Below are 23,781 nucleotides of genomic sequence, written 5' to 3'. Positions count from 1 at the left end.
ATTTTTCCTAATCTCTGACCTCTAATCTCTAACCACTAAGTAGTATATCCCAGGATCTTCAACACCTGTTTGCTGTTCTGCTCTTCGCCAAAAACCTCGAAATTGAAAGTTTCATCACGGTTGCGGCGGATGATCACATGCTTGGGTGATGGCAGCAGGCAATGGTGGATGCCCCCGTAACCGCTCAACACTTCCTGGTAGGCCCCTGTATTGAAAAAGCCCAGGTATTGCACCTTGCGGGTTTTTGGCATAAACACGCTGTTCATGTGCGCTTCCTGGTTGTAGTAATCCTGGCCGTCGCAGGTTATGCCACCCAGATTGACACGCTCGTATTCGCTGTCCCAGTTATTTACCGGGAGTAATATATATTTTTGATTAAGCGCCCATACATCTGGTAGGTTAGTGATGAACGAGCCATCAAGCATCAGCCAGCGTTCGCGGTCATTCTGTTGTTTACGACCTAAAACCTTATATAAAATTCCAGATGCTTCGGCAACAGTGTATTTACCAAACTCAGTAATGATATCGGGTTCAACCGTATCGTTATCGGCACAAATTTCTTTTATCCTGCTAACAATCTCGTTGATCATGTATTCATAATCAAAATCAAACACCAGCGAATCTTTAAAAGGCATTCCACCGCCAATGTCAAGCGTATCCAGGTCTGGGTTTATCTTTTTGAATTTGCAGTACAGGGTTACATACTTTTCAAGCTCGTTCCAGTAATATGGTGTATCAGAGATCCCCGAGTTGATAAAGAAATGCAGCAACTTAACCTTAAAGTTCGGATTGCCCTCTATCTTATTGTGATAAAAATCAATAATATCTTCCATCCGCACACCCAGGCGTGAGGTATAGAATTGCGAATCCGGCTGCTCTTCCGCAGCTATCCTGATGCCGAGGTTACATGGGGTCTCCATCTCTATCTCGTCGTCGTACAGGTTAAACTCCTCCTTATTATCCAATACCGGGATGATGTTTTTAAAGCCATCATGCAGCATATCAATAATATAGGTTTTATACTGAAAGGTTTTAAAACCGTTGCATATTACGGTAACATCCTTGCTTACCGCACCTTTTTTCTCCAAAGCGTCGATCATTGGCATATCAAAAGCCGATGATGTTTCCAGGTGGATCTCGTTTTTAAGCGCTTCTTCAACAATGTGCTTAAAATGTGAGCTTTTGGTGCAATAACAATATTTATAGCTGCCGCGATAATTATTTTTTACGATAGCCTGCTGAAACAGCAGTTTTGCCTGCTGGATCTTTTTCGAAATAATTGGAAGGTAGGTAAAACGCAGGGGGGTACCATACGTTTCAATCATCTCCATTAAATTGAGGTCATGAAAATATAGTTCATCCTCAATTATCTCAAAACCATCCTGCGGGAAACCTACACTCAGGTCAAGAAACTCTTCGTAACTCTGCATTTATTAAAATTTTGGCAAATGTAATTTTTAAACACAAGAATTGATGTATTGTTGGTGTAATTTTTTGTTTATCGCCTAATGCCGGCGTTTTACCGAATTAACCTGGCGTTTCACCGGATTGGGATTGTGATTTTTTTTGTGGCGGCTAGTTTTGTAACATAAATCGGCAATATGAAAACTAAAACTATACTAATATCAGGTGCCAGCGTTGCAGGCCCGGCGCTGGCTTTTTGGCTGAGCAGGTACGGGTTTAAGCCAACAATTGTTGAGCGGTCACCGGCAATAAGGCAAGGTGGTTATGCCATAGATTTTCGCGGCGTGGCTATGGAAGTGCTTGAAAAGATGGATATAGTAAAAGAAATAAAAAAGCATGAAACAAGGGCCGGGAAGATCACCATTGTGGATAAACACAATAGGAAACTTGCCAGCATGCCCGACGGCTTTACCAGCGGCGAACTGGAAATTTTAAGGGGCGATTTAGCCAATGTGTTTTACGAAGCTACAAAGGAAAATACAGAATATATTTTTGATAACTCCATCAGCAGCATGCAGCAAACTTCTAATGGTGTTGAGGTGGCTTTTAGCAATGGCGAATCGCGTAAATTCGACCTTGTGATTGGCGCTGACGGCTTGCACTCAAACGTAAGTGCTCTTGCTTTTGGCGACGAACAGAAGTTTCATCACCATTTAGGGATCTACTTTGCTGTGTTTACAACATCAAACTTTATGGATCTGAAAGATATGGCAGGCCATTATTATGGCACTTTGGGTAAGCGAACCGGGATATTTAGCGTACGGAAGGATACCAAAGCCCAGGCCAGCTTTTATTTTGCATCACCCAAATTTGATTACAGTTATCGTGATATCAACGCGCAAAAACAGATCATCCGCGAAAAATTTGCAGGTGAGCAATGGCAAATCCCACAGATGCTTCAACATATGGAAGAAGCAACGGATTTTTATTTCGATTCGGTAAGCCAGGTGCGGATGGACCGGTGGTCAAATGACCGGATAGCATTGTTGGGTGATGCAGGTTATTGCGCCTCGCCGATGTCGGGCATGGGTACCAGCATGGCCGTAACAGGAGCTTATATCCTGGCCGGCGAGCTTAAAGAAGCCGATGGCGACTATTCGATAGCTTTTGCGCGATATGAAGAAAAAATGAGGCCCTTTGTAACTGCTGCCCAAAAAATGGCGGAAGGTGCAGAATGGTTTGTGCCGACAACCAGGTTCAAACTCTGGATGAGCCGGCAGATCTGGAAGATATTACCGCACACGCCATGGAAAAATATGATGATAGAAATGCCGATGAAAGTGGCTACTACTATAAAAGTAAAAGATTACGGGCTTGAGCAAAAACCTGAGATGGTTTATAATTTGGGCTGAAGCCGGGTTTTAAGAAAACAAACAAGCCGTCATTGATGACGGCAGGGTTATGGTTAAACGTTTTTAATTAAGATCCCTCCGGCAAATGTACTTCGGCCATCATACAGCGTGCACTGCCGCCGCCATTGGTTTCTATGGTGTTGATATCTGAGTAAATAAGCTTACCGTATTTTTCCAATGCTAATTTTTGTTCAGATGATAACGCAGTGAAAGCGTTTTTACTCATCACTATCAACGTTTCATCTTCAGCATTTTTTACTTCCAGCATATTACCGGCAAACTGGTTCATTTGTTCAAATGAAATCTCGATTATTTCTTTTTGGGTTGATAACAGGGACTCTTTAACAACAATGCGCTCATGCGGATTCGGAATGCTATCCAGACAAATAACAGCAAAGCCGCTTCCAATACACATTAACACATTGGTATGGTATATTGCCTTGCCTTTTTCATCAACTGCATCAAAGCTAATGGCTGTATAACCGGCTTGCTCACAAAAAAGATCCAACACTTCGTGGTTAGTGCGGGGTGAAAGGCAGGCATATGCTATTTTATTCTCCCTGTCAAGCACCATACTGCCCGTGCCTTCTAAAAATTTATCTTCCACCTCAAAGCGGCTCAGGTCTATAATGTGTTTTACCGCAAAGTTGTCTTCCAGTTTGGCAATTATATCTTCGCGACGTTCGAGCCTGCGATTTTCAGCCTGCATGGGGTATAAAAAGATCTCGCCATTATTGTGGAATGATACCCAGTTGTTAGGGAATATGGAATCAGGGGTATAAGGCTCATGCGTATCGTCAATAACGGTTACGTCAACGCCATTGCTGCACAGTGTGTTCACCATACGGTCAAACTCCTGTTGTGCTTTTTCATTTACGCCATCTTTTACTGCGTTCCTGTTTTGGAATGCGTTACTCCCGGCAGTTTCCTCGTTAAAGCCGAAGTTTACCGGCCGGATCATTAATATGTGGGAAGTGGATTGGTTGTTAGTCATTTCGCTTTGCTGTCATTGGTCATTTCGCTTCGCTGTCATTGGTCATTGGGCAATTGTCATTGTGTATTTTCGCCATTTTTTAATGACTAATGACCAATGACTACAAAACCTTATCTCTCATCAACGGCATACTCATACAATGAAAGCCGCCGCGGGCCCGTGAAAGCTCGGCTGATGGCATTAGGATCAATGTATCGGTCATGCTTTCTGGGATAAGCTCCCCGCTTTCAAATTGCTTTAGCAGGTCGGCAACTTTTATTATGGTGAAGCCTTTTTCTTTAAATGCTTCTACTGTTTTATCATTACGGTCGTACCCTAAAACTACGCCTTCTTTTATGGCAAGCAGGTTACAGGAATCTGTCCATTGTTCACGCGAGTTATAAGGGAAAATATCTCCGCCTGAATAAACAAACTGTGTTTTTTCCTTGCTTTCCAGGTCTCTTTCACTTACGTCAGCCAGTAGGTCTTCTATACAGTTAAATGTCTTTGTTTTTTTATCTTTCCTGAACTGAACAATTTCAACCTTATCCTTGCTTTTTTTATCAGTAAACCAGGAGATTGGTTCGTCTTGTTCTTCCGGAGTTTCTGCAACTGCCAGGGAGCGCAGCAAGACCCACATATTGCGTTTTACTTGCGTAAAAATGGTATCAATATGCATATAATCCCGTTTGTGCGGAATTTTTACGATAGTTACTTTTTTAACTACGTTATTTTTAAACAGCAGCTTTATAGCCTCGTTGGCGCCGCTTGCTGACGTACGCTCGCTGCAACCAATTATTAAGTGCTGCGGGCTTACCATCATTACGTCACCACCCTCTAACGTGGTTTTCTGGTCGTTATCCTCGCCCGGGCGTAAAAAATGCTGTACAGTTTCGGGGATCTCCAATATATTATTGCGATACGAAGCAAAAAGCGGGTGATTGAAAAAGATATATCGCATTATTAATGTTTCGCGCGCCCTGGCCTTTTTTGCAGGCTTATTAAGCAGCATGAAATTGTTGATGGCGATGCCTATATCCCTTGAAAATATAAGGTTAGGGATAGGGGCAAATATCATCTCGTCTTTATTTAACGAGCCGGAGATAATGGTTTTGGCAAGCTCAGCGGGTTCGGTATCTATCAGCTGTGTTTGCAGGCGGTAGTTACAGCCTTCAATGGCACAAACAGCCGCAACCAGTTTCTTACGGATATCGGCATCATGCAAAATATCCTCAAGCAGAGTTTGAATCTCTATTACCTTGTTTGATGCGTGGAACTCTTTATCGTCAGGTTTATAAAACGACCGGTTATTCTCTTCGGCATCTATATGTGCAAGTTTGCCTTTTATTTTACCGGGATCTAAAAAATACATTAACAGCTTAATGTAGTAATCATATTCATTTTTACGCATGGTATCCAGGTGTACAATGTCTTCAAAAAGCCAATCTTGTGCTTTTGATGGTACTACCTTACCCAGGCCGTTGTCAGGGCTGTGGATCAGTAATGCGCGCAGGTTTCCAATTTCGGATGTTACATCTAATTTAAATTCGCTGTTGCTAAGTGTCATAAATGGGTTATAGAAGTAACAAAGGTAGTGAGATTAGTCGGGAAAGTCCGAAAGTCCGGAAGTCCGAAAGATAATTTAAGCATAGATAAACAGCTACTCTCCAATTATAGTCTTTCGGACTTTACTGACTTTCCCGACTTTCGGACTAAAATCCGTATTTTTGCACCATGAATTTTATTACAGAAGCTACTGTTAAAGCCGTTAAACATTTATATAATACTGATATTACCGCTGCCGATATAAACCTGCAGGAAACCCGCAAAGAGTTTGAAGGGCAGGTTACCATAGTTACTTTTCCATTTACTAAATTTTCAAAAAAATCACCGGAACAAACCGGGAATGAGATCGGCGAGTTTATACAAAATGACCTGAAAGAAGTTTCCGCTTTTAACGTGATCAAAGGCTTCCTTAATTTGTCTATTACTGATGCTTATTGGATTGATCAGCTTTATAATGATATACTTTCCAAGGGTTTTGCTGTTGCTAAGCCAAACGGTAAAAAAGTAATGGTTGAATATTCATCACCTAATACAAACAAACCATTGCATTTGGGGCATGTGCGTAATAATCTTTTAGGCTTTTCGGTTGCCGAAATTTTGGCTGCTGCAGGTTACGAGGTTGTAAAATCAAATTTGGTTAATGACAGGGGCATTCATATTTGTAAATCAATGCTGGCCTGGCAAAGGTTTGGCGAAGGGGAAACACCGGAGTCGACAGGTATAAAGGGGGATCATTTGGTTGGTAAATATTACGTGATCTTTGATAAAGAATATAAAAAGCAGATTGAAGAACTAAAGGCTGCCGGGCAAACGGAGGATGAAGCAAAAAAGAATGCACCCATAATAAAAGAAGCGCAGGAAATGCTGCAGCAGTGGGAAGCAGGCAATGAAGCTGTTATAAGTCTTTGGAAAACAATGAACACCTGGGTTTATACCGGTTTTGCCGAAACATACAGAAAGCTGGGCGTAACTTTCGATAAATTCTATTATGAATCAGATACCTATTTATTGGGAAAGGATATTGTTGACGAAGGGCTTGAAAAAGGCATTTTCTTTAAAAAAGATGACGGCTCTGTTTGGATAGACTTAACCTCCGAAGGGCTGGATGAAAAGCTGGTGCTTCGTTCAGATGGTACATCTGTTTACATGACCCAGGATATGGGCACAGCACAGTTGAAGTACAATGATTACCATATGGATAAATCAATCTATGTGGTAGGAAATGAGCAGGATTATCACTTTAAGGTATTGTTCACCATCCTTAAAAAACTTGGTAAGGATGGGGCAGACGGGCTTTATCATTTATCCTATGGCATGGTCGACCTGCCATCGGGTAAAATGAAATCGCGTGAGGGGACTGTTGTTGATGCAGATGACCTGATGGAGGAAATGGAGCAAAAGGCCAAAGAGCAAACGGAAGCAAAAGGTAAAATAAACGAATTTGGCGATGAAGAAAAACAGCAACTATTTCATATGATAGGAATGGGTGCTTTAAAGTATTTTTTACTGAAAGTCGACCCGAAAAAACGGCTGTTGTTTGATCCGGCGGAATCTGTTGAATTAGAAGGGCATACAGGGCCATTCATTCAGTATACTCATGCGCGGATAAAATCAGTCTTACGAAAAGCGAAGATCACCAATAATAATGTTGCTGTTGACAAGCTTGCCGCCGAAGAGCTTGATTTAATTTTGACTTTAACACAATTCCCGGCTATTATACAAACCGCAGCAGAAGGGTATAGCCCGGCTATTATTGCTAATTATGTATATGAGCTGGCCAAAACCTATAATAAATTTTACCAGGTATGCCCGATAATACAGGTAGAAGATGAAGCTGTTAAACAATTCAGGCTGCAGCTTTCAGCAGCATCTGGAAAAGTGATCAATAAGGCGATGAAGTTGCTGGGGATTGAAGTACCGGAAAGAATGTAGAGTCCCCCGGCCCCCTAAAGGGGGAGATTAAAAGTAAAAGGCTGAATGGAACTTACATCTATTCAGCCTTTTGCATAATCCGCATTTGTCCCCCCTTTAGGGGGTTAGGGGGCTTCTACCTCCAATGTCCTTTGTGCCAGGCATAACCACGGTTGGTATGTGTCCATCCGCCGCGTACATATGCACGCCCGGCTCTTGGCCTTGCCCAGTAACCTCTGCGGTAAACATATCTTCCACCGCTATATCCCCAGTCGCCGTCAATCCAAACTGCACCTGCATAAGGAGATACCGGTCTTACATAAACTGGTTCAACGGGCTGGTCGGTTACATAATAACTGCTTTCACAGGCTGACAAGAATAAAGAACCACCTAAAGCGGCTATCAATCCTAATTTTGATATTGTCTTCATTTGGTATATGATTTATAAAATAAACAGATACCATCTAAGACAAATGGTAAGAAAAAAGGTTTAATGTTTTGAGTCCGAAAGGCGGGAAGAAATTATTAATAAAATGTGAGTTTGTAAACTCAAATCAGGATTAATCATTAAAACTGTAAACTTTTTTCAGGACGAGACACAAATTTTAATCAACTAAAAAAATGGAACACGCTGATTATAAAGAAATTACAGCGACTTATTAAAAAGCATCAATTTCATAGTATTTGATTATCAGTTACTTACATTTAAGCATTTGCTGATAAAAAGTGAAATATGCTGATAATCAACATGTTTCACTGCGTTCCACCCCGTTCCGCTGTAAAAATGGAACGCTATTGTTCCCGCAGGGTCTCGCATCGCGGACCCTGCGGTGTATCGCGTTAATGGTTTGTAATAACCAGTCGCCCAGCCAGCTCTGCTTTATACGTTATCATAAGTGATATTAAACCACAAACATTACGCAGGGTCCTTTTCAAGAATCTGCAAAGACAAAACTTACGAAGTTTTTGAAACTTCGTAAGTTTGTTAGCGTATGAATTTATCAGCAATAACCAGATCCTTGCTTCCCGGCGTGTATTTATAAAACCCACTGCCTGATTTTACACCGGTATGGCCTGCAGTTACCATATTAACAAGTAAAGGGCAAGGCGCATATTTCTGGTTGCCGAAACCGTTATACAATACATTTAATATTGCCAGGCAAACATCAAGGCCAATAAAATCAGCCAATTGAAGCGGACCCATTGGATGAGCCATGCCTAATTTCATAACGGTATCGATCTCTTCAACACCGGCTACGCCTTCAAACAAGGTGTAAATGGCCTCGTTGATCATCGGCATCAGGATGCGGTTAGCTACAAAACCCGGATAATCATTTACCTCAACCGGAACCTTATTAAGCTTTTTTGAGAGCTCCATGATAGTAGCAGTAACTTTGTCAGTTGTTGCATACCCACGGATAACTTCAACCAGTTTCATAACGGGTACCGGGTTCATAAAATGCATCCCTATTACATTGCCCGGTGCTTTTGTAACCGATGCAATTTGCGTTATAGATATTGATGAGGTATTTGAGGCCAGTATAGCGTCCTCTTTACAATAATCACTTAGCTGTTTAAAAAGATTTAGTTTAATCTCGCGGTTCTCGGTAGCTGCTTCAATTACTAAATCAGCATTTGCGGCGGCTGTTTTAAGGTCGGTGAAGGTAGTTATGTTGTTTAAGGTAGTCGATTTTACCTGCTCATCAATAGTGCCTTTTTTAACCTGCCTGTCCAGGTTACCGGTTATAGTTTGTATAGCCCGGTTCAACGCATCCTGGTTTATATCAACCAAAGCGACTTTAAATCCATGCTGTGCAAAAGTGTGTGCAATTCCGTTGCCCATTGTTCCGGAACCTATTACTGTAATGTTGTTCATGATGGTTATTGGTTGATTGAGTTGATTGAGTTGATTGAGTTGATTGAGTTGATTGAGTTGATTGAGTTGATTGAGTTGATTGAGTTGATTGAGTTGATTGAGTTGATTGAGTTTTTTAGATTGTAAAGTTACACGAATATTTCTTTCGGACTTCCGGACTTTTCCGACTTTCAGACCTTTTCGACTAAATCACAATTCAATATAATTCCCCGCATCAATTATGTTTTTTTTATTGATGATATCGTATTCGGGAATGTGGCCAAGTAATTCAACCCCGCTATAATCTAAAATGAATTCTTTAGAATAGATGTCCTTTACCCCGTTAAATATAATCCCACTTACGGGGATATCACGATTTTTTAAAGCATCTATTGATAAAAGCGTATGATTAATACTGCCCAGGTAATTCTGTGAAACCAGGATTACCTCTGCATTTAATTGTTTAATGAGGTTGATCATTAAAAATTTATCATTTAATGGAACCATCAAGCCACCGGCGCCTTCAATAATTAAGGTGTTATCAGTGTCGGGAATAATGATCTTGTTCTTGTCGATGCTGATCCCGTCAATAGCGGCTGATTTATGCGGTGAAAACGGTTGGGTAAGCCTGTAAGCTTCAGGATGAAAAACAGAAACAGTATTGGTTATTAAACTTTTTACTTTAATGGTATCACTGTTATCAAGGTCGCCAGACTGAACGGGCTTCCAGTAATCGGCATTTAGTTTTTCAACCAAAGCTGCCGATACAATGGTTTTACCTATTCCGGTTCCAATTCCTGTAATAAATATGGTTCTATTCGGCATTTATTAGTGTATTTATGGTATCGGTTAATAAAATTATCTCTTTTTCTGTGTTGAATGAATGCAGGCACACCCTTATACGTTCGCTGCCCTGTGCAACCGTTGGGCTCAGGATGGGGCGTACGTCCAGCCCTTTGCTTTGCAGTTGCCCTGCAACTTCTTTTGCCTTTTCATTACTCTTTAATATGATGCATTGTATTGCGCTGTTACTATCAATCAGCGGGTATGCTGACGTATTGTTTAGGTTTTGTTTAAATAGCCGGATGTTACTTTTAAGCTTTTCAACCTCGTCTGCAGAATCCCGCAAGTGTTGGTAAGCCATTTTTACAGCAGCTATTTGATGATGCGAGGCAGCGGTGGTATAGATAAACGGCCGGGCAAAGTTTATAAGGTATTGACGCAGCAGGTTACTGCCTAATATTATTGCTCCATGGCAGCCTAAAGCTTTTCCGAAGGTTACTATCCTTGCAAAAACGTTGCTTTGTAAATGCTTATCAACCAGGCCAAATCCGTATAACCCAACGGCGTGCGCTTCATCTACAATTAAATTAGCGCTATATTTTTCAACTATCGCTGCTATATCAGCTATTGGCGGTGTCTCGCCGTCCATAGAGTATACGCTTTCAATGGCTACATAACAATTGCCTTTGGCTTGTTTCAGCTTGTCCTCAAGGCTGGTGAGATCATTGTGTTTAAAGGTGTACCTGTTTGCAAAGCTTAAACGCGCGCCGTCAATAATTGAGGCATGTACCAGCTCATCCAAAATTATGGTATCGCCGCGCTGGGGGAGAGATGAAAATAAACCCAGGTTAGCATCATAGCCTGAATTAAAGATCAGTCCGGCTTCACAATTGTGTTGGGTGGCTATGTATTGCTCAGTTTCTTCGGTATAGTTTGAATTGCCCGATAGTAGCCTTGAACCTGTAGATCCGTTTTGCACCCGTTTATTGCTGCCGATCTCGCTATTAATCTTGTTTTTCAATTCAGATGAACGCGCAAAGCCGAGGTAATCATTTGAGCAGAAGTCAATTAACGCGTTATCGGGTTTTAGCGAGCGGTATGTTCCGGCAGCCTGTCTTTCCTGTAGCTTTTTCCTGATGAATTCTTCTGATGGTGCCAAAGCCGAAAATTTCTGCTAAAATAGAAAAGCGCCCCGGTTTATGGAGCGCTTTCTTAAAAATTTAATGATGCGGATGATTAATTACCACCACCGCCACCACCACCTTGTTGCATCCTTGCACGCTGTTCGTCAAGGAATTTTTGATAAGCGGTAGCCTGGTCCGGGGTTAAAATAGCTTTGATCTGATCATTTGTAGCAGTCCTGATAGGACCCATTGCTGTTCTCATAGCGGTTCTGTCGCCATTAGCTGCAGTTCTAACGCTATCCATTTTGGTAGCCTGAACTTTTAAAATAGTGGTCACTTTAGTTGTCTGGTCGTCAGTAAGCTTAAGTTGTGTTTGCATTTGTTTGGCCCTGTCTTCGGGACTCATTCTTTGACCACCTTGGGCATGGGCCATAGCTGTAATTCCAACAAGGAAGCAGCACATTAACAAAAATTTTCTCATGGTTTTTTAGTTTTTTAATCTATAGATAAAGATAACCCCATTAAGGTTTAATTGTTAGGATGTAACTTAATTGTTGCTTTGTTGGTCATTGGTCAATTGTCATTAGTCATTAGTCATTAGTCATTGGGGAGGAGGCAATTGATTATTGGATTTGTCTGATTCTGTTTTCCTTCCAATGTATTTAATGTAGCCATTAAGTTTTAAGTGAATTGTGCTTAGCTTGCCTAAATATTCAGTGTATTGATCTTCTGATATCAGTTTTCTTATTTTAGCTTTAGTTATCCAATCTTTTGTTTCAATAAGGGAACCTCTGCTAAAATAACAGAAGTTTTTATTTTCTTTATAATGATAACGACCAAAGCCTTCAGCAATGTTGGCCCCAATAGAATCTGCTGATCTCACCAATTGTTTTCCCAAAGTGTCTTTAGCAAAGTAATCCCATTCTAAAACAATAAACCAAATTTCATTAGAAAATGACTCTGCAAGATTATATACATCCAAATCTTCTAAACGATTCATATTATATAATTAACTATTTTAACCTGGGTACTAATGACTAATGACCACTCTGCAGATTAGAGATACTCCGCTGCATTTGCGCCATCATGCCGGTTAGGCTTTCGAGGGTTGGTTCAGGAGTTGGAATTGGCAGATGGGTTGAAATATATGCCTTTGCCTTCCAAAGTTCAAGGATATCTTCGCCGCCTATTTCATAGGGTTCGTATACCGGATTGTCAGATACGAGCTTCAGTTTTTTATTGTCTTTAAATTTATTACCGATGCGTTTGTAAACCACACCTTCGGTTTTTGAAATTACCACATAGGTTTCGGCAGTTTTTACATCGCCCCAGTTTTCAACATATTCGCCTATTATAATGGTACCTGATTGCAGGGGAAGCATCGAATCGCCTTTTATTTCAAAAGCGCGGTAGGTGCCCTGTTTAAACATAGGTAAATAAAACTTTGGCAATTTGGCCACATATTCCGGGTCGGCATAGCCGTTCAGATATCCGGCGCTGGCCTTTAATGGTACCAGCTCAATGTTCTCGTTATCTTCCTTATCAACAGAAATACTCAGCACGCGCAGGTTTGCCGGGTTGCCTTTTGGCTTTGGCGCCCATTTCTCATCAATAATTTCATTGATAAAGTCGTCAATTGAGATGTCAAAGAATAATGCTATTTTTTTTAGCAGATCGTATTTCGGATCAGCTCTTTCCTCTTCATAAGCACCTACAAGTGACCTTTTTATGCCTAATTCATCAGCAAATTGCTGTTGTGTAAGGCCTTTCTTTTTACGGAGAAATTTAATATTTGAAGGAATATTTGACATAAAATTTGGAATTGCTAAAATTATTAGTATTTTTATGCTCATAAAATTAGTAATTATTTTTTAAACAGCAAATTTTATTTATCAATATGAAACGCTTTATCTATATCATTACCGACAGAAACCGCAATAACTTACACGTGGGCCTATGTTCAGACCTGTTGAAAACTTTGGAATTTTATCGCCAGATGCCCACTTTATTTTTTGATAATTCAAAACAACTTAACCGTTTGGTGTATTTTGAAGAGATAAATACCGAGGAACAGGCAATGGAGCGTTTTAAAACCGTGAGCACTTTTACCAGGCCCCAAAAAGAAAAAATGATCAGACCTGTTAACCCTGACTGGGTAGATCTGACCATTGGATTAAGTTATGAAAGCGGAGTGAGGGTAAGGCCGCAACTGCGCCCGTCAATCAGCTCGAACAGGAAAGCGGTTACTTTTTAATAAACTTTAAGGCCCCCGAGTTCATGCAATATCTTTTTCCGCCCCTGTCGGCAGGGCCGTCGTCAAAAACGTGGCCGAGGTGCAGGCCGGTACTTCTTTCAATAACTTCGTCGCGGGTCATGCCGTCGCTATTGTCAGTAACTACTTCAATTTTTTTAGGGTCAACCGGTTTAACGAAACTTGGCCAGCCCGTACCGCTGTCAAATTTATCATCTGATGTGAATAAAACTTCGCCTGTGGCGGCACTTACATAAACACCTTTTTGGTGATTATCATGGTAGGCATTTTGAAAAGGCGGTTCGGTACCGCTTTCAACCATTATGTGGTATTCGTTAGCGGTTAGTATTTTTTTCCATTCCGCAGGAGTTTTGCTCATTTTGCGTTTGGGATCGTATTTTTTTACCTGGCCACTGCTCATCTGGCAACCAAAGGCTGTAAAAACAGTTAGTATTATTACTGCTAAAATTGATTTTTTCATCTTTTATTAAGTTTTTAATTTAGTCGGATCAATTGTTATATCCTTACAAATATTAATTACGAAATATTATAGCAACAGGTTTGTCAGCAGGAGGTCTGTTTATATGTTTTTGGTTTTTGGTACTAAAACAGCGTTAATAATATGCAGCATCCCATTGCTTTGCTGGATGTCAAATTTACTGATAATACTTTGTCCGCCATTATCATCAATTAAAACAATATTCCGGTTAGCATCAATTTTTGCTGTTATAGTAGTGCCGGCAATTGTACGGAATGTGGCCTCACCTTTATTTGAGTTGATCTTTCTTTGAATATCTTTCACGCTTAACCTGCCAACAATAGCGTGGCTGGTTATCAGGTAATTTAAATCAAGCTTATGGCTGGGCTTTAATAGCGTATCCAGTTCGCCTGCAGGTAATTTTTCAAATGCCTGGTTTGTAGGCGCAAAAAACGTAATCGGGCCTTTGCTTTTAAAGGTTTCTGTTAAACCGGCATCTTCAATGGCCGTAACCAATACGCTATATTCAGTTGATAAATTTATATTTTCAATAATGTTATTTGATGATACCATGGCGGTACCATTTACATTTTTCACCTTACCCCACTTAGCTTTTACCGAATCAATAACCGGGCGTACCACAACTGCGTTTTGCGCAAATAAATTGTGACCGCTGACAGCTATCAATAAAATGATTAACCACTTTTTCATGGCCGCAAAAATAGGTGTAAAAGATTTAAGAAGCAAGTACCGGGGATCAGGGAAGCGTCATTAAAAGAGTGCCAGGAAATCAAGAGTCAGGAATCAAGATAGGAAGAGAGAAAATTTATTTGACTCTTACCTCTTTGATTGTCTTCTTGCATCTTTCTTCCTACCATCCCGGTATAAAGCCTAAGCCGAAAACTCAATAACAGGGCAATTATGCCAACGCTTTTACCCGATCCGGATACTTATGCTTGACTGAGTGTTTAAACCGAAATTTAACTTCTCATTCTAATCTATTAACGCATGAGTTGAATATATTTATCAGGATATTTTTTAGAAATTTTCAAAAGTACTTTTTGTCCAAGCTTAAATGTATCTGTTTCTGCTGAGAATTCACTTTGTATGCGCACTTTTTTGTAAGTGTATTCGACGTAAATATTGGAGTGGCTTCGCCCAGGAGATTTGTCAATTATTACTGCATTTACATAGTCATAAGACCTAAGTTCCTTTTCAGTTTGATTATTATGTATTACAGCATATATAATGCCTCCCAATAGAAAAATACCAATAATAAAATAGCCTATCAGTTTTCCTTTGTTGCCTTCCATTTTATAATTTATTATTTATCATTAATTTTTTCTCCAACTGCGTTAATTAATAAATTCCCGCCTCCAGTTGACATAATTTGAATGGCATGCGCTCCACCATCATAAATTGGGTCCAAGGTAGAAGTCTTGTAGATCTTATCTCCTAATTTACCGTTAAGATAAAAGCTAGCTGATTCAAATACAGATTTAGTAATTGATTTGTTAAAACCAGCAACATGGAATGTTCCATCATCAAATGGACGAAAATCGACTGCTCCATCTACAATTGCTGAAGTCCCATTTCCAAACACCGCGTCCGAAGCGACGTCTGCAAAATCAATATTCTTAGGTCCCCCAATTGCCTGGCCAAAAAGACTTGTTGCACCACGAGTTAGCATTCCTTTTAATGCCCCTTCGCCTAAAGCAGACATTCCGGAACTAGCCATGCTTCCCAACCCAGCGGCTCCCGCATTAGCTGCAATTACAGTCACACCTGACGCGAAATTTAGCATTGGTAATGAAGTCTTTACGCCATCTTTAAATGCTTGCCAGGTTTGATTATAAGGTATAGCTTTAATTTCATTAAACATATAGTCAAAATGCCCATTCGCATAAAGGTGAACATCCCAACCATTAGTTGCTATATAGTCAGCAGTCTTTCCAATATAGGTCTCACCGTCCTTAACGTCAGCGGCGCTATGAACATTCGGATCATAACGCGGATCGTGCGTCTTATTATTCATTACCCAATCTGTTACATCGATATTCTCTATACCCTCTCCAAATCGGCCTGCTGCTTCCATGCCGTCGGGATCAATATTCACGATAGGATTATTTTCTCCATAATTATAAGGACTCCACCGTCTGTCTTTCTCTGCTAAAGGATCCATAGTATTCCACCTTGCAATTACCGGATCATAGAACCGCGCGCCATAATCGTATTGCTCGGTAAGATCTGTTTGCCTTTCTTTTCCATTATAAAGATAACGGTTATTGTTCGAGAAATCATATCCCCCTTGTTTCCTCAACCCGAACGAATAATACTCGTCTTCCTGGATAATTCGCGCATTCCCATCGGTGCCCTTGTCAAAGGATAGCCTTATATTGCCCAGGTGATCGCTTATATTATATTGGTAGCTATAGCTGCCGTCCGCAACATTACGAAATGCCCTGCCATTTTCTGTTTGTATAAAACTAATTGCGCCAGGACTGGCGCCGGTGTAATTATATACAATGCCACTATCATAAATCCATGAGCCATCAGTTCCGGTGTTTTTTAGCTTTTGTCCTGTTGCGTCATAAGTATAGGTAGCTTTCGTTATCCCTCCCTGCGTTATACTTTGTGGTAAATTAAAGATATTGTAATTAATAGTTTTACTTCCCCCGTCAGATGTTGCATTTCCATTAATATCATAGCCATAACTGCGGTAGGCAACACTGTTGTTTTTTACCGAAGTTAACTGGTTACCTGAATTTCCGCCGGCATCTGTATAAACATAACTTAAAGTGGCGGCGCTTATCCCGGTTCTGGTTAACGAACTTATATTACCCATATCGTTATAAATAATTGTTTCATCCATATCGGCAGTATTGGCATGTGCAGCGGTCAGCCTGTTTAAAGGATCATAGCCATAAGTAAATGTCCGGGTACCGGGGGCTGAAACTTTTGTAGTATTATATATCATTTGGCTTACATTCCCGTTAAACCCGCTTGCAGTATACAATAACTGCATATTAAACAACCCGCCTGATCCGCCATTTGCGCTTGTTAACCACCCCCGCTCGTTATAACTGTAAGTAAGGTTTTGCAAAAAGCTAACCCCGTCTGTTGAATGAAGATGTCTGATGTATTGCTGGCCAAGGTCATTAAAGTCTATTTGCGATAGTAATGTTTTTATCCCACTATTGATCGTTTCCCAGGTTTGGCGCTTACGGCCTATGTGATCATAAACGTAGCTGGTATTTATAGTTGTTGTTTGGCTGTTTGCAATATGTGTACGGATACTACTTAACAATTCACCTGTAAATGAAAAGCTGTTCACCACACGATCGGTTCCCCCTAACTGGTTTTGCCCCACAACTTCTACAGGCCGTCCTTCAACATCGTAATAGCTTGCCTTGAGGTATGACGCGGTTCCGTCAACTGTGTATACCTTACTGCCCGTAATTTTATTATACAGAGTTGTGTTGTAGGTACTTTGTGCTGTTAAAGTTGATCCACCAGGCCAAGTGTAGTTATCGTAGTAGGATACTATAAGGTATTGACTGATACCGGTGGTAGGATAATTGGTATTGGTATAACCTGTTCCGGCCGAGTTATCTTGTGTTTCGCCATAAACTGCCTGGCCATTTACCGCTGTTTGTTGTAATATGCGAGTATTGGTGCTGGTACAAATACCTGTGATCACGGGCCTTCCTAATTGGTCATATTTTGTAAAAAGCCATTTGCTGCTGCTGCGCAATATAGGATCTTGTGTCATAACAAGCTGGTCCTGGGTGTTATACACCATATAATCCCAGTCCCGACCGGGGAGTTTTTTTTCAATAAGGCGGTTCCTGTCATCGTAGCGGTACTGGTAGCAAAAATTATCGAGTTGTGTTTGATTAACGCTTCCTCCGTCAGGGCTTACTCCAGGTGTAAGCACAAAGCATAAGTTCCCTTTGTAATCATATACATAATAAGTGGATATAGCTACAGCGCCTGTATTATATACTCTTTTTAATACCACCCTTCCTTCCTTATCCCTATATTCTTCCGCTGTGCCTGTTTTTCCATTGGCGCTTACCCAGTTTTCGTCTTTGGTAACAGTAAGATAGAGCTCGTTCGCATTATAATATCCTAATAATGTAAGGGTACGTTTATATTCCTGCCCGCTCGTGGTTACTGCATCAGCCTGGTATTGTCTTATATCGTTGATGTTATTGGCCTGGTAGGCTATTTTTATGGTGTGCCCTGCAGCCGGCTGCCAGCTATCACCGGGCGCACCCTGTTCTATAACCCGGTTTAAGGGCGAGTTTTCAAAACCGGTTTGCGCATAAGGGCTGTTTATTTGTGTAACCCCTGCCGGAGGAAGGTTATAAAAGTTTTTTACACCTGCACCGAGTTGTAATGCATCTGAGCGATAGGAGCCTGCTACACCTGTGGCATCCGTATATGGCAGGTATTTCATAGCCTCTCTTCCATAAGTATCATATGCCACAGGTTGTATAACATCTTTTGTGGCGTCGTTATTTCCCTTAACCAATACTGTTTGTACAGGCCTGCCCAGCCCATCAAGGTATTGAATGGATTGCATTACTTCGCAGGTGCTTTTTGCTGAAAGCTGGGTTGCATCTGTGAGTTTTACGGTTGGCGTAAATGTTTGCACATAATTTTGATTGCCACTCGGGTAGGCATTTAACGGGACGCAGTTTGGTATAGGGGCTGCAACAATGGAGAACTTAAAAGTGCCGTTCGCACTGTTTGCCGAAAATCCGTTGCTAAACGTAATGCTATGTGTTGCCACATAGGTACCGGGCGTGGTAATTGCTGTATTATAGGTAACGTCCGCCGGCTGTGCTTTTACTTTGCCAATTATAAATAGCATGCCTATGCAAATGGCTATAAATCGCAGACCAACTTTATTGTGATTTAAGGTATGTAGCTTAACCATAATAGTTTTCTTGTTATTTTAATGATTATATTCTTAAATCGCTCCGCCAACAATGTATCCTGTGCCACCCTGGAGTAATACCGATGAGGATGTGCAGATTGAATCGCCTGGTTGAACACTGTTAGGACTTGCCCCACCGCTAACACCTGCTGTTTGCTGTTTGTTATTCTGAACTGTTGAGGTTTGCACAACAGCCGGAAGGGAACCACCGGTACAGCCGTAAACATCAATTGGCCCGGTTGTAACCTGGTTTGAACCGGCAGGTATCACAATGGTTGGTGTGGTGCTTGTAGTAGAAGGTGCCGGCGTTCCGCTGCTATGCGTTACAGTGGTTGTTAACTTGTACTTTACTGTAAGATTAGCCGGAACGGAATATAAAGTGGTAAGATTTTCGTCAGCATATACTTTAAAAGTATAAGTGTTAATTGTATGATTGTTTGCATCTGTTATGGTTGATGCCAGCGTCATCATAACATAGGGCGTGCTCACAACCGGCACCTGGCAGCCCGTTTGCTGCCCTGCATAGTTATAGCAGTAGCTGCTTATAATGTATCCATCCTGGTCCCTTATATTTATCAACCTGCTGAATGCGTCGTACTCGTAACTTCGCTTCTTATTCCCGGGATCGGTAATTGACTGTAAACGGTTCATACTATCATACGTGTATATGGTTTTTTGCCCACTGCTGTTGGGAGGAGTTGCCGAATGCGTTTTTGATAACAGCTGGTCATAAACAGACCAGTTAAATAACTCGTATTGATTATCAACCTTCACCTCTGTGGTGTTGCTGAATGAATCATAGGCTAAATAATCCAGCCGCTTTTCGTATTGAGAGCCGGGATTGGAAGGATCCGGAACCTCTACAGCAGCAACCGCACCAGCGGGTTTTAATACCGGTACGGATAAATTCAGTTTATAAATTTGAGCTGGAACAATGTTGTTTACTGCTGTATTTGGATAATTAGGGTTAACCATGTAATTATTTATCGTCGCATCGGTATAATAAGTAACAGCCGCTGAGTTCACCAGCATATCTTTGGTGCTGATTTTACTGATCACCGGGTTAATATAGTTCATAGCAACCATAGTCCCCATTACACCGCCTGAAGCCGTTGATGCATAATCAAAAGGGTATTTGTAAGACGTTGTGACCTGGCGATTACCAGACTCTAACAGTGTTTCTGAACGCTTAAAAGCCCCTGCGTACGCACCATCAGTGTACGTATAATTAGTAGTATTCTGGATAATAGGGTTTAGAGCTCTTAGATCTGTGCTGTTTTTATATTCAGACTCTACTTTTGAGGTAAGCAGCATTTTTTCTGCATTGAGATTACGGCTACCGGGAGTAGCACCGTTTATACTGCCTGACCTGTAATCAACACTAAAGCGAAAAGAGGTAATGTAAGTAATATTCTGAGACAATAAATCATAGTTATAATCAATGCCTTTTATAAAATTACCGGCATTATCCATAAAATATTGATGTTGTAATATTCCCCTTCGGTTCTCTCTCGATTCTAATTCAAAAAATGGATAATAAGAAGTAGGACTAACATCTGCTATAGAGATACAGTTAACCGCACTATTAGGAGGAATACTACTATCAATATCCTGATCCTGCGAATAAAGGTAATGTGTAAAACCATTATTACCCGACGGGCTTGTTTGTGCTTCTTCCACATAGCCATAGCCTACATAACTTCCCTCAGCAGTCCCTAACATAGACTGGTTTTTTGTGAACTGAATAAGCTGACTATGTCCTAGAGGTGTCCAGGGCTGGGTAAATGCAACATTGGGATAAGCGCCGCCCAACTTGCCGGATGAGTTATAATAATATTTTTTGTCTAATAACTGGCTGCCATCTGCGGCATAATCTGTGATTTCTTTGATCCTAATTCCACCTCCTGTATACTCGTCAACATCAAACATATTAGGCTCGTAATTATAGATCGTATAACCTTTTGTAGGATAAATGATCTTATTTAATGTTCCATAATCCACAGTAGCGGGATTGGTAGCACGCTCAACGCCATCTGCTATTTGTGGAGCAGGATTAAAATTACTATTCAACGGCAGGTAAGTTTTGCGCCCGTTATTCGGTGTGATATATACTTTGGAGAAACCTTGTGATTGTCCTTGTGAGGCATCTACTTCAGTTCCATTATTAGCATTATAATAACCCCATATATCCTGATGTACGGAGTTTCGCCTTGGCAACAAATCCCTGTTTTTGTAATAAAAACTATATGGTGGTAATAAGGAGTTGTCTGATCCCTTTTCTTGGATAGATTCAAGATAAATGCGATAATTGTCCTGAGTGATTGCTCCGCTAGAGCTGCTCAATTGACTGAAATAACTTAGATTAAATCCTTTCTTTAGTAATCCAGGTGTGTTGCCGTTGTACTCATATTGATTAATCTCAGTATACGCTTTATCATAACTAAAGTCGGGTCTACCATAATCCGCTTTTAGTTCAATATAACCTTCATCATAAATAATCTCCTGAAGTACTTTGGGAGCTAAGATTGAGATGCCAAAATTATTTACAGCAATTGATGTCCCTGCATTCAAATCGCACAATATCCCTTGACTTATACTATTTTCTTGCGTGTAAGCTAATGCATGTTGCATATCTGACCTGTAAACAAACTGTATGTTTTTACCGGTTACGGGATCATCAATTCTGGTAAGATACCAGGAAGAGGTAAAGTAATTATCAGTGCCCGAATTACCCCCGATACTTAAAATGTCACTTTGCTCTGTAGCTTCGAAAGTATAAATTAACCCGTCCTCTGTTGTTATGATAAACCTGTTATTACCATTATATGGGCCATCAATTTTAATGGGATCAAGATTGGTAGTATGTGGATGCGTCTTATCCGTAAAGAAAATCTGCCCCATCTTGCCATTAAAATTGTAAAAATGCTGATCCGGCTCCGTATCATAACCGGCAGGTATTCCAACCGAAGTACCTGCAGCCAAATACGCAAAATACCCAAACTTTGCTTCGTCGCACCATTCACCCTTAAGTGTACGGGTTACCACGCCGCCTGCATTTAATACCCAACCGGTTCCCACTCGCGAGGCCACTTCGTCCACTTTTACTCCAGAGCCATGATAACTAAGGCTAATAGGCAAGGTTATTCTACCGCACTTGATTTCAAAGAGTGGAATATTAATCCGTGGGGTGCCTGTATAATATCCGACAGGGTGCTCCACATATTTTCCCAAGGCTGAAGACTCTGGTGAGGGAGGATTGAAATTTGGCAGATAGCCGTTCGAATCATCCGTCTGCCCAAATGCTGAGATAATAGCAAATAGACTGAATACTGTAAAAAGTAATATTCGTTTCATAAATTATAATAATGGTATACTTATTTACGCTGTTGTGAATTTATTTGTGTTTTTAATTGGCTGATTTGATCCTGAAGAGATGTTATCGCGGCTTTTTGTACTTGATCGTTTTTATCCTTTTCAATCAGATACAGCGTAAGTTCCTCTACTTTTTTCAATAGCGTCATGTTCATCTCGCCCAGGTTAATGCCATTCTTTTCCATTTCGGCGGCGGCTGGCACGCCCGGCAGGTGGTGGTTTTTATCTGTGTAGGTTTTTATTTCAGATAATGTTGGCAATTTATAATCGCTTTTAAAAACGTAATCAGGAGTGGGCACGAGGTTATCAACTACAACTGAAGTAGAGTGGATAGTGCCTTGTACCGCTAATTTTGTATCGGGATTGACAGTTCCGATACCTACATTACCGCCCTGAAATGTTAAAACAGAAGACGGAACACCATTAGTGAGTTGAGTAAATCTATAATCAATACCATGTACGCTGTTATAATTCGACAAGGTTAAGTTGTATCCGGTAATAGAAGGATCCCATTCCTGCACCGGAATATCGGTAAAAGCAGCAGGAGATTTAACAATATGGAACGGGACACCAGGGGTTGTTGTTCCAATACCCACATAACCGGTTTGATCAACTGTCATAAAGCTGGCCCATGTACCATTATTGTCTATACGACCAAACTGCACATTTCTATCAACTGCATTGACAATATTTGAACGGATACGTATTGCACCCCCATTTCCCGGGCCATGAATTAAATATGCTGTTACATCGGCAGCAAATGTCAGATCTCCATTTAGCCTCTGAGCCCCGTTTACATCAAGTTTTGCAGCAGGGGTGCTAGTGCCAATACCCACATTGTTTGTTAGTGTTGTGGTGTAAATATTACCGCTGGTAAGGGTCCATTGTGCATTACAGGTTATTGAAAATGCTAAAAATGTTATGGTTGTGATTATGAAGGTTTTCATATCGAGAAATGTTATTGTTATTTAGTTTTTCTATGATTCAGATTATCAAGGCTTTTTTTCAATTCGTCAATTTGCTTTTGCTGTAATTGATTTGCTTTCTGCTGATCAGTCAATTTCTTGTTTTGCTCAATCAAATAAAGCGTCAACTCTTCAACCTTTTGCACTAAAACCTTATTCATTTCGCCCAGGTTAAGGCCGTTCTTTTCAACTTCGGCGGCTGATGGCACATTGGATAAATGATGGTTTTGGTCGATATAGGTTTTTAAGTCGGTTAAAGAGGGTAATTGATATGTTGGTTTGAAAACATAATCGGGCCAGTTGGCAAAAAGTTTTACAGTCATTGAAGTAGCAATGGCGCTGCCGTTTACGGCTAGTTTATATCCTTTTGAATCTGTTGTGCCAATAGCTACATTACCATTAGTAACCCGAAGACCACCTCCGGTTACTTCCACGTAGCTTTTGCCAAAGGCTGTACCCGGGTTTAATAATATGCCGGTATCCCAACTAATTTCTATTTGTTGATAATTTGGGGTTGTCCAGGAACCCGTAGTTCGATATATTCCATAATTTAATGGAGCCCCGCTATACCAGGTTATTCCGCTATTTCCGGTATCTGCAGAAACATCTTTAAAAGATAAATTTGCTGCAGGGGTAGTCGTGCCAATGCCTACGTTGCCAGTTGACGGAAAAGTGTTTTGAGCATGGGATGAGCAATAGCATATTGCTATTATTGCAATTGTGAAGAGTGTTTTTTTCATGA

At 40.8% G+C, this 23,781-nt stretch carries 21 protein-coding genes; 3 read left to right on the top strand and 18 right to left on the bottom strand.

Translation table 11 applies throughout. The features are described 5' to 3' along the window. Nucleotides 1-35: 35 nt before the first annotated feature. Nucleotides 36-1,430: an arginine decarboxylase gene (locus BUE31_RS05210; protein ID WP_073400884.1), complete on the bottom strand. Its 1,395-nt coding sequence runs from the start codon at nt 1,428-1,430 to the stop codon at nt 36-38. A gap of 171 nt (nt 1,431-1,601) precedes the next feature. On the opposite strand from BUE31_RS05210, the gene BUE31_RS05205 reads away from it, so the two are divergent. Beyond that, nucleotides 1,602-2,816, top strand: a complete 1,215-nt coding sequence (locus BUE31_RS05205; protein WP_073400883.1) for an FAD-dependent monooxygenase — start codon at nt 1,602-1,604, stop codon at nt 2,814-2,816. A gap of 67 nt (nt 2,817-2,883) precedes the next feature. Here BUE31_RS05205 and ctlX read toward each other — a convergent pair whose 3' ends face one another. Together ctlX and BUE31_RS05195 are read right to left on the bottom strand one after the other, a co-directional pair. Beyond that, nucleotides 2,884-3,810: a citrulline utilization hydrolase CtlX gene (gene ctlX / locus BUE31_RS05200; protein ID WP_073400882.1), complete on the bottom strand. Its 927-nt coding sequence runs from the start codon at nt 3,808-3,810 to the stop codon at nt 2,884-2,886. Between the two features lie 100 nt (nt 3,811-3,910). Next, nucleotides 3,911-5,356 (bottom strand): arginine deiminase family protein, encoded by a 1,446-nt coding sequence (locus BUE31_RS05195; protein WP_073400881.1) that lies wholly within the window; start codon nt 5,354-5,356, stop codon nt 3,911-3,913. 167 nt (nt 5,357-5,523) lie between these two features. Between BUE31_RS05195 and argS the strand changes: the two genes are divergently transcribed. Then, complete coding sequence (gene argS, locus BUE31_RS05190) at nt 5,524-7,287, top strand: arginine--tRNA ligase (protein ID WP_073400880.1); 1,764 nt, start codon at nt 5,524-5,526, stop codon at nt 7,285-7,287. A gap of 115 nt (nt 7,288-7,402) precedes the next feature. Here argS and BUE31_RS05185 read toward each other — a convergent pair whose 3' ends face one another. The 8 genes from BUE31_RS05185 to BUE31_RS05155 all read right to left on the bottom strand — a co-directional run bounded on the left by BUE31_RS05185 (nt 7,403) and on the right by BUE31_RS05155 (nt 12,839). Next, the gene (locus tag BUE31_RS05185; protein WP_073400879.1) at nt 7,403-7,696 is read right to left on the bottom strand and encodes a YXWGXW repeat-containing protein; all 294 of its coding nucleotides are present in this window, start codon (nt 7,694-7,696) and stop codon (nt 7,403-7,405) included. A gap of 60 nt (nt 7,697-7,756) precedes the next feature. Beyond that, nucleotides 7,757-7,834 (bottom strand): hypothetical protein, encoded by a 78-nt coding sequence (locus BUE31_RS31650; RefSeq protein WP_410503967.1) that lies wholly within the window; start codon nt 7,832-7,834, stop codon nt 7,757-7,759. Nucleotides 7,835-8,251: 417 nt separating this feature from the next. Next, a complete protein-coding gene (locus tag BUE31_RS05180; protein WP_073400878.1) occupies nt 8,252-9,142 on the bottom strand; it encodes a 3-hydroxyacyl-CoA dehydrogenase family protein in 891 nt (296 codons plus the stop codon). Between the two features lie 189 nt (nt 9,143-9,331). Then, nucleotides 9,332-9,946: a dethiobiotin synthase gene (gene bioD, locus BUE31_RS05175; RefSeq protein ID WP_073400877.1), complete on the bottom strand. Its 615-nt coding sequence runs from the start codon at nt 9,944-9,946 to the stop codon at nt 9,332-9,334. Continuing rightward, entirely contained in the window at nt 9,936-11,063 is a 1,128-nt protein-coding gene (locus BUE31_RS05170; protein ID WP_073400876.1) for an aminotransferase class I/II-fold pyridoxal phosphate-dependent enzyme, read from the bottom strand. Before BUE31_RS05170 ends, bioD begins: the two co-directional genes overlap by 11 nt. A 77-nt stretch (nt 11,064-11,140) precedes the next feature. Further along, on the bottom strand, nt 11,141-11,509 hold the full coding sequence (locus BUE31_RS05165) for a hypothetical protein (protein ID WP_073400875.1): 369 nt from the start codon (nt 11,507-11,509) through the stop codon (nt 11,141-11,143). 120 nt (nt 11,510-11,629) lie between these two features. Then, a complete protein-coding gene (locus BUE31_RS05160; RefSeq protein WP_073400874.1) occupies nt 11,630-12,028 on the bottom strand; it encodes a four helix bundle protein in 399 nt (132 codons plus the stop codon). 37 nt (nt 12,029-12,065) lie between these two features. Next, a complete protein-coding gene (locus BUE31_RS05155; RefSeq protein WP_073401689.1) occupies nt 12,066-12,839 on the bottom strand; it encodes an XRE family transcriptional regulator in 774 nt (257 codons plus the stop codon). 86 nt (nt 12,840-12,925) lie between these two features. Between BUE31_RS05155 and BUE31_RS05150 the strand changes: the two genes are divergently transcribed. After that, nucleotides 12,926-13,282, top strand: coding sequence for a GIY-YIG nuclease family protein (locus tag BUE31_RS05150; RefSeq protein WP_073400873.1), 357 nt, complete (start codon nt 12,926-12,928; stop codon nt 13,280-13,282). On the opposite strand, the gene msrB is transcribed toward BUE31_RS05150, so the two are convergent. The 7 genes from msrB to BUE31_RS05115 form a co-directional block, all read right to left on the bottom strand. After that, a complete protein-coding gene (gene msrB / locus BUE31_RS05145) occupies nt 13,272-13,760 on the bottom strand; it encodes a peptide-methionine (R)-S-oxide reductase MsrB (RefSeq protein ID WP_200801859.1) in 489 nt (162 codons plus the stop codon). The genes BUE31_RS05150 and msrB overlap by 11 nt on opposite strands. 99 nt (nt 13,761-13,859) lie before the next feature. After that, nucleotides 13,860-14,468, bottom strand: coding sequence for a fasciclin domain-containing protein (locus BUE31_RS05140; RefSeq protein ID WP_083619327.1), 609 nt, complete (start codon nt 14,466-14,468; stop codon nt 13,860-13,862). A gap of 290 nt (nt 14,469-14,758) precedes the next feature. Next, the gene (locus BUE31_RS05135) at nt 14,759-15,070 is read right to left on the bottom strand and encodes a hypothetical protein (protein ID WP_073400871.1); all 312 of its coding nucleotides are present in this window, start codon (nt 15,068-15,070) and stop codon (nt 14,759-14,761) included. An 11-nt stretch (nt 15,071-15,081) separates the two neighbouring features. Further along, entirely contained in the window at nt 15,082-18,702 is a 3,621-nt protein-coding gene (locus BUE31_RS05130; RefSeq protein WP_073400870.1) for a DUF6443 domain-containing protein, read from the bottom strand. A 33-nt stretch (nt 18,703-18,735) separates the two neighbouring features. After that, nucleotides 18,736-22,056 carry an RHS repeat domain-containing protein gene (locus BUE31_RS05125; protein WP_083619324.1) on the bottom strand — a complete coding sequence of 1,107 codons (3,321 nt, stop codon included), beginning with the start codon at nt 22,054-22,056 and terminating at the stop codon, nt 18,736-18,738. A gap of 20 nt (nt 22,057-22,076) precedes the next feature. Beyond that, the gene (locus tag BUE31_RS05120; RefSeq protein WP_073400868.1) at nt 22,077-23,021 is read right to left on the bottom strand and encodes a hypothetical protein; all 945 of its coding nucleotides are present in this window, start codon (nt 23,019-23,021) and stop codon (nt 22,077-22,079) included. Nucleotides 23,022-23,038: 17 nt separating this feature from the next. Next, entirely contained in the window at nt 23,039-23,779 is a 741-nt protein-coding gene (locus BUE31_RS05115; RefSeq protein WP_073400866.1) for a hypothetical protein, read from the bottom strand. Between the last annotated feature and the right edge of the window lie 2 nt (nt 23,780-23,781).

Source organism: Mucilaginibacter sp. OK098, assembly GCF_900142915.1.
GTDB lineage: Bacteria > Bacteroidota > Bacteroidia > Sphingobacteriales > Sphingobacteriaceae > Mucilaginibacter.
The sequence above is the reverse complement of the archived record's forward strand: the minus strand, read 5'-3'. Positions and strand labels throughout refer to the sequence as shown.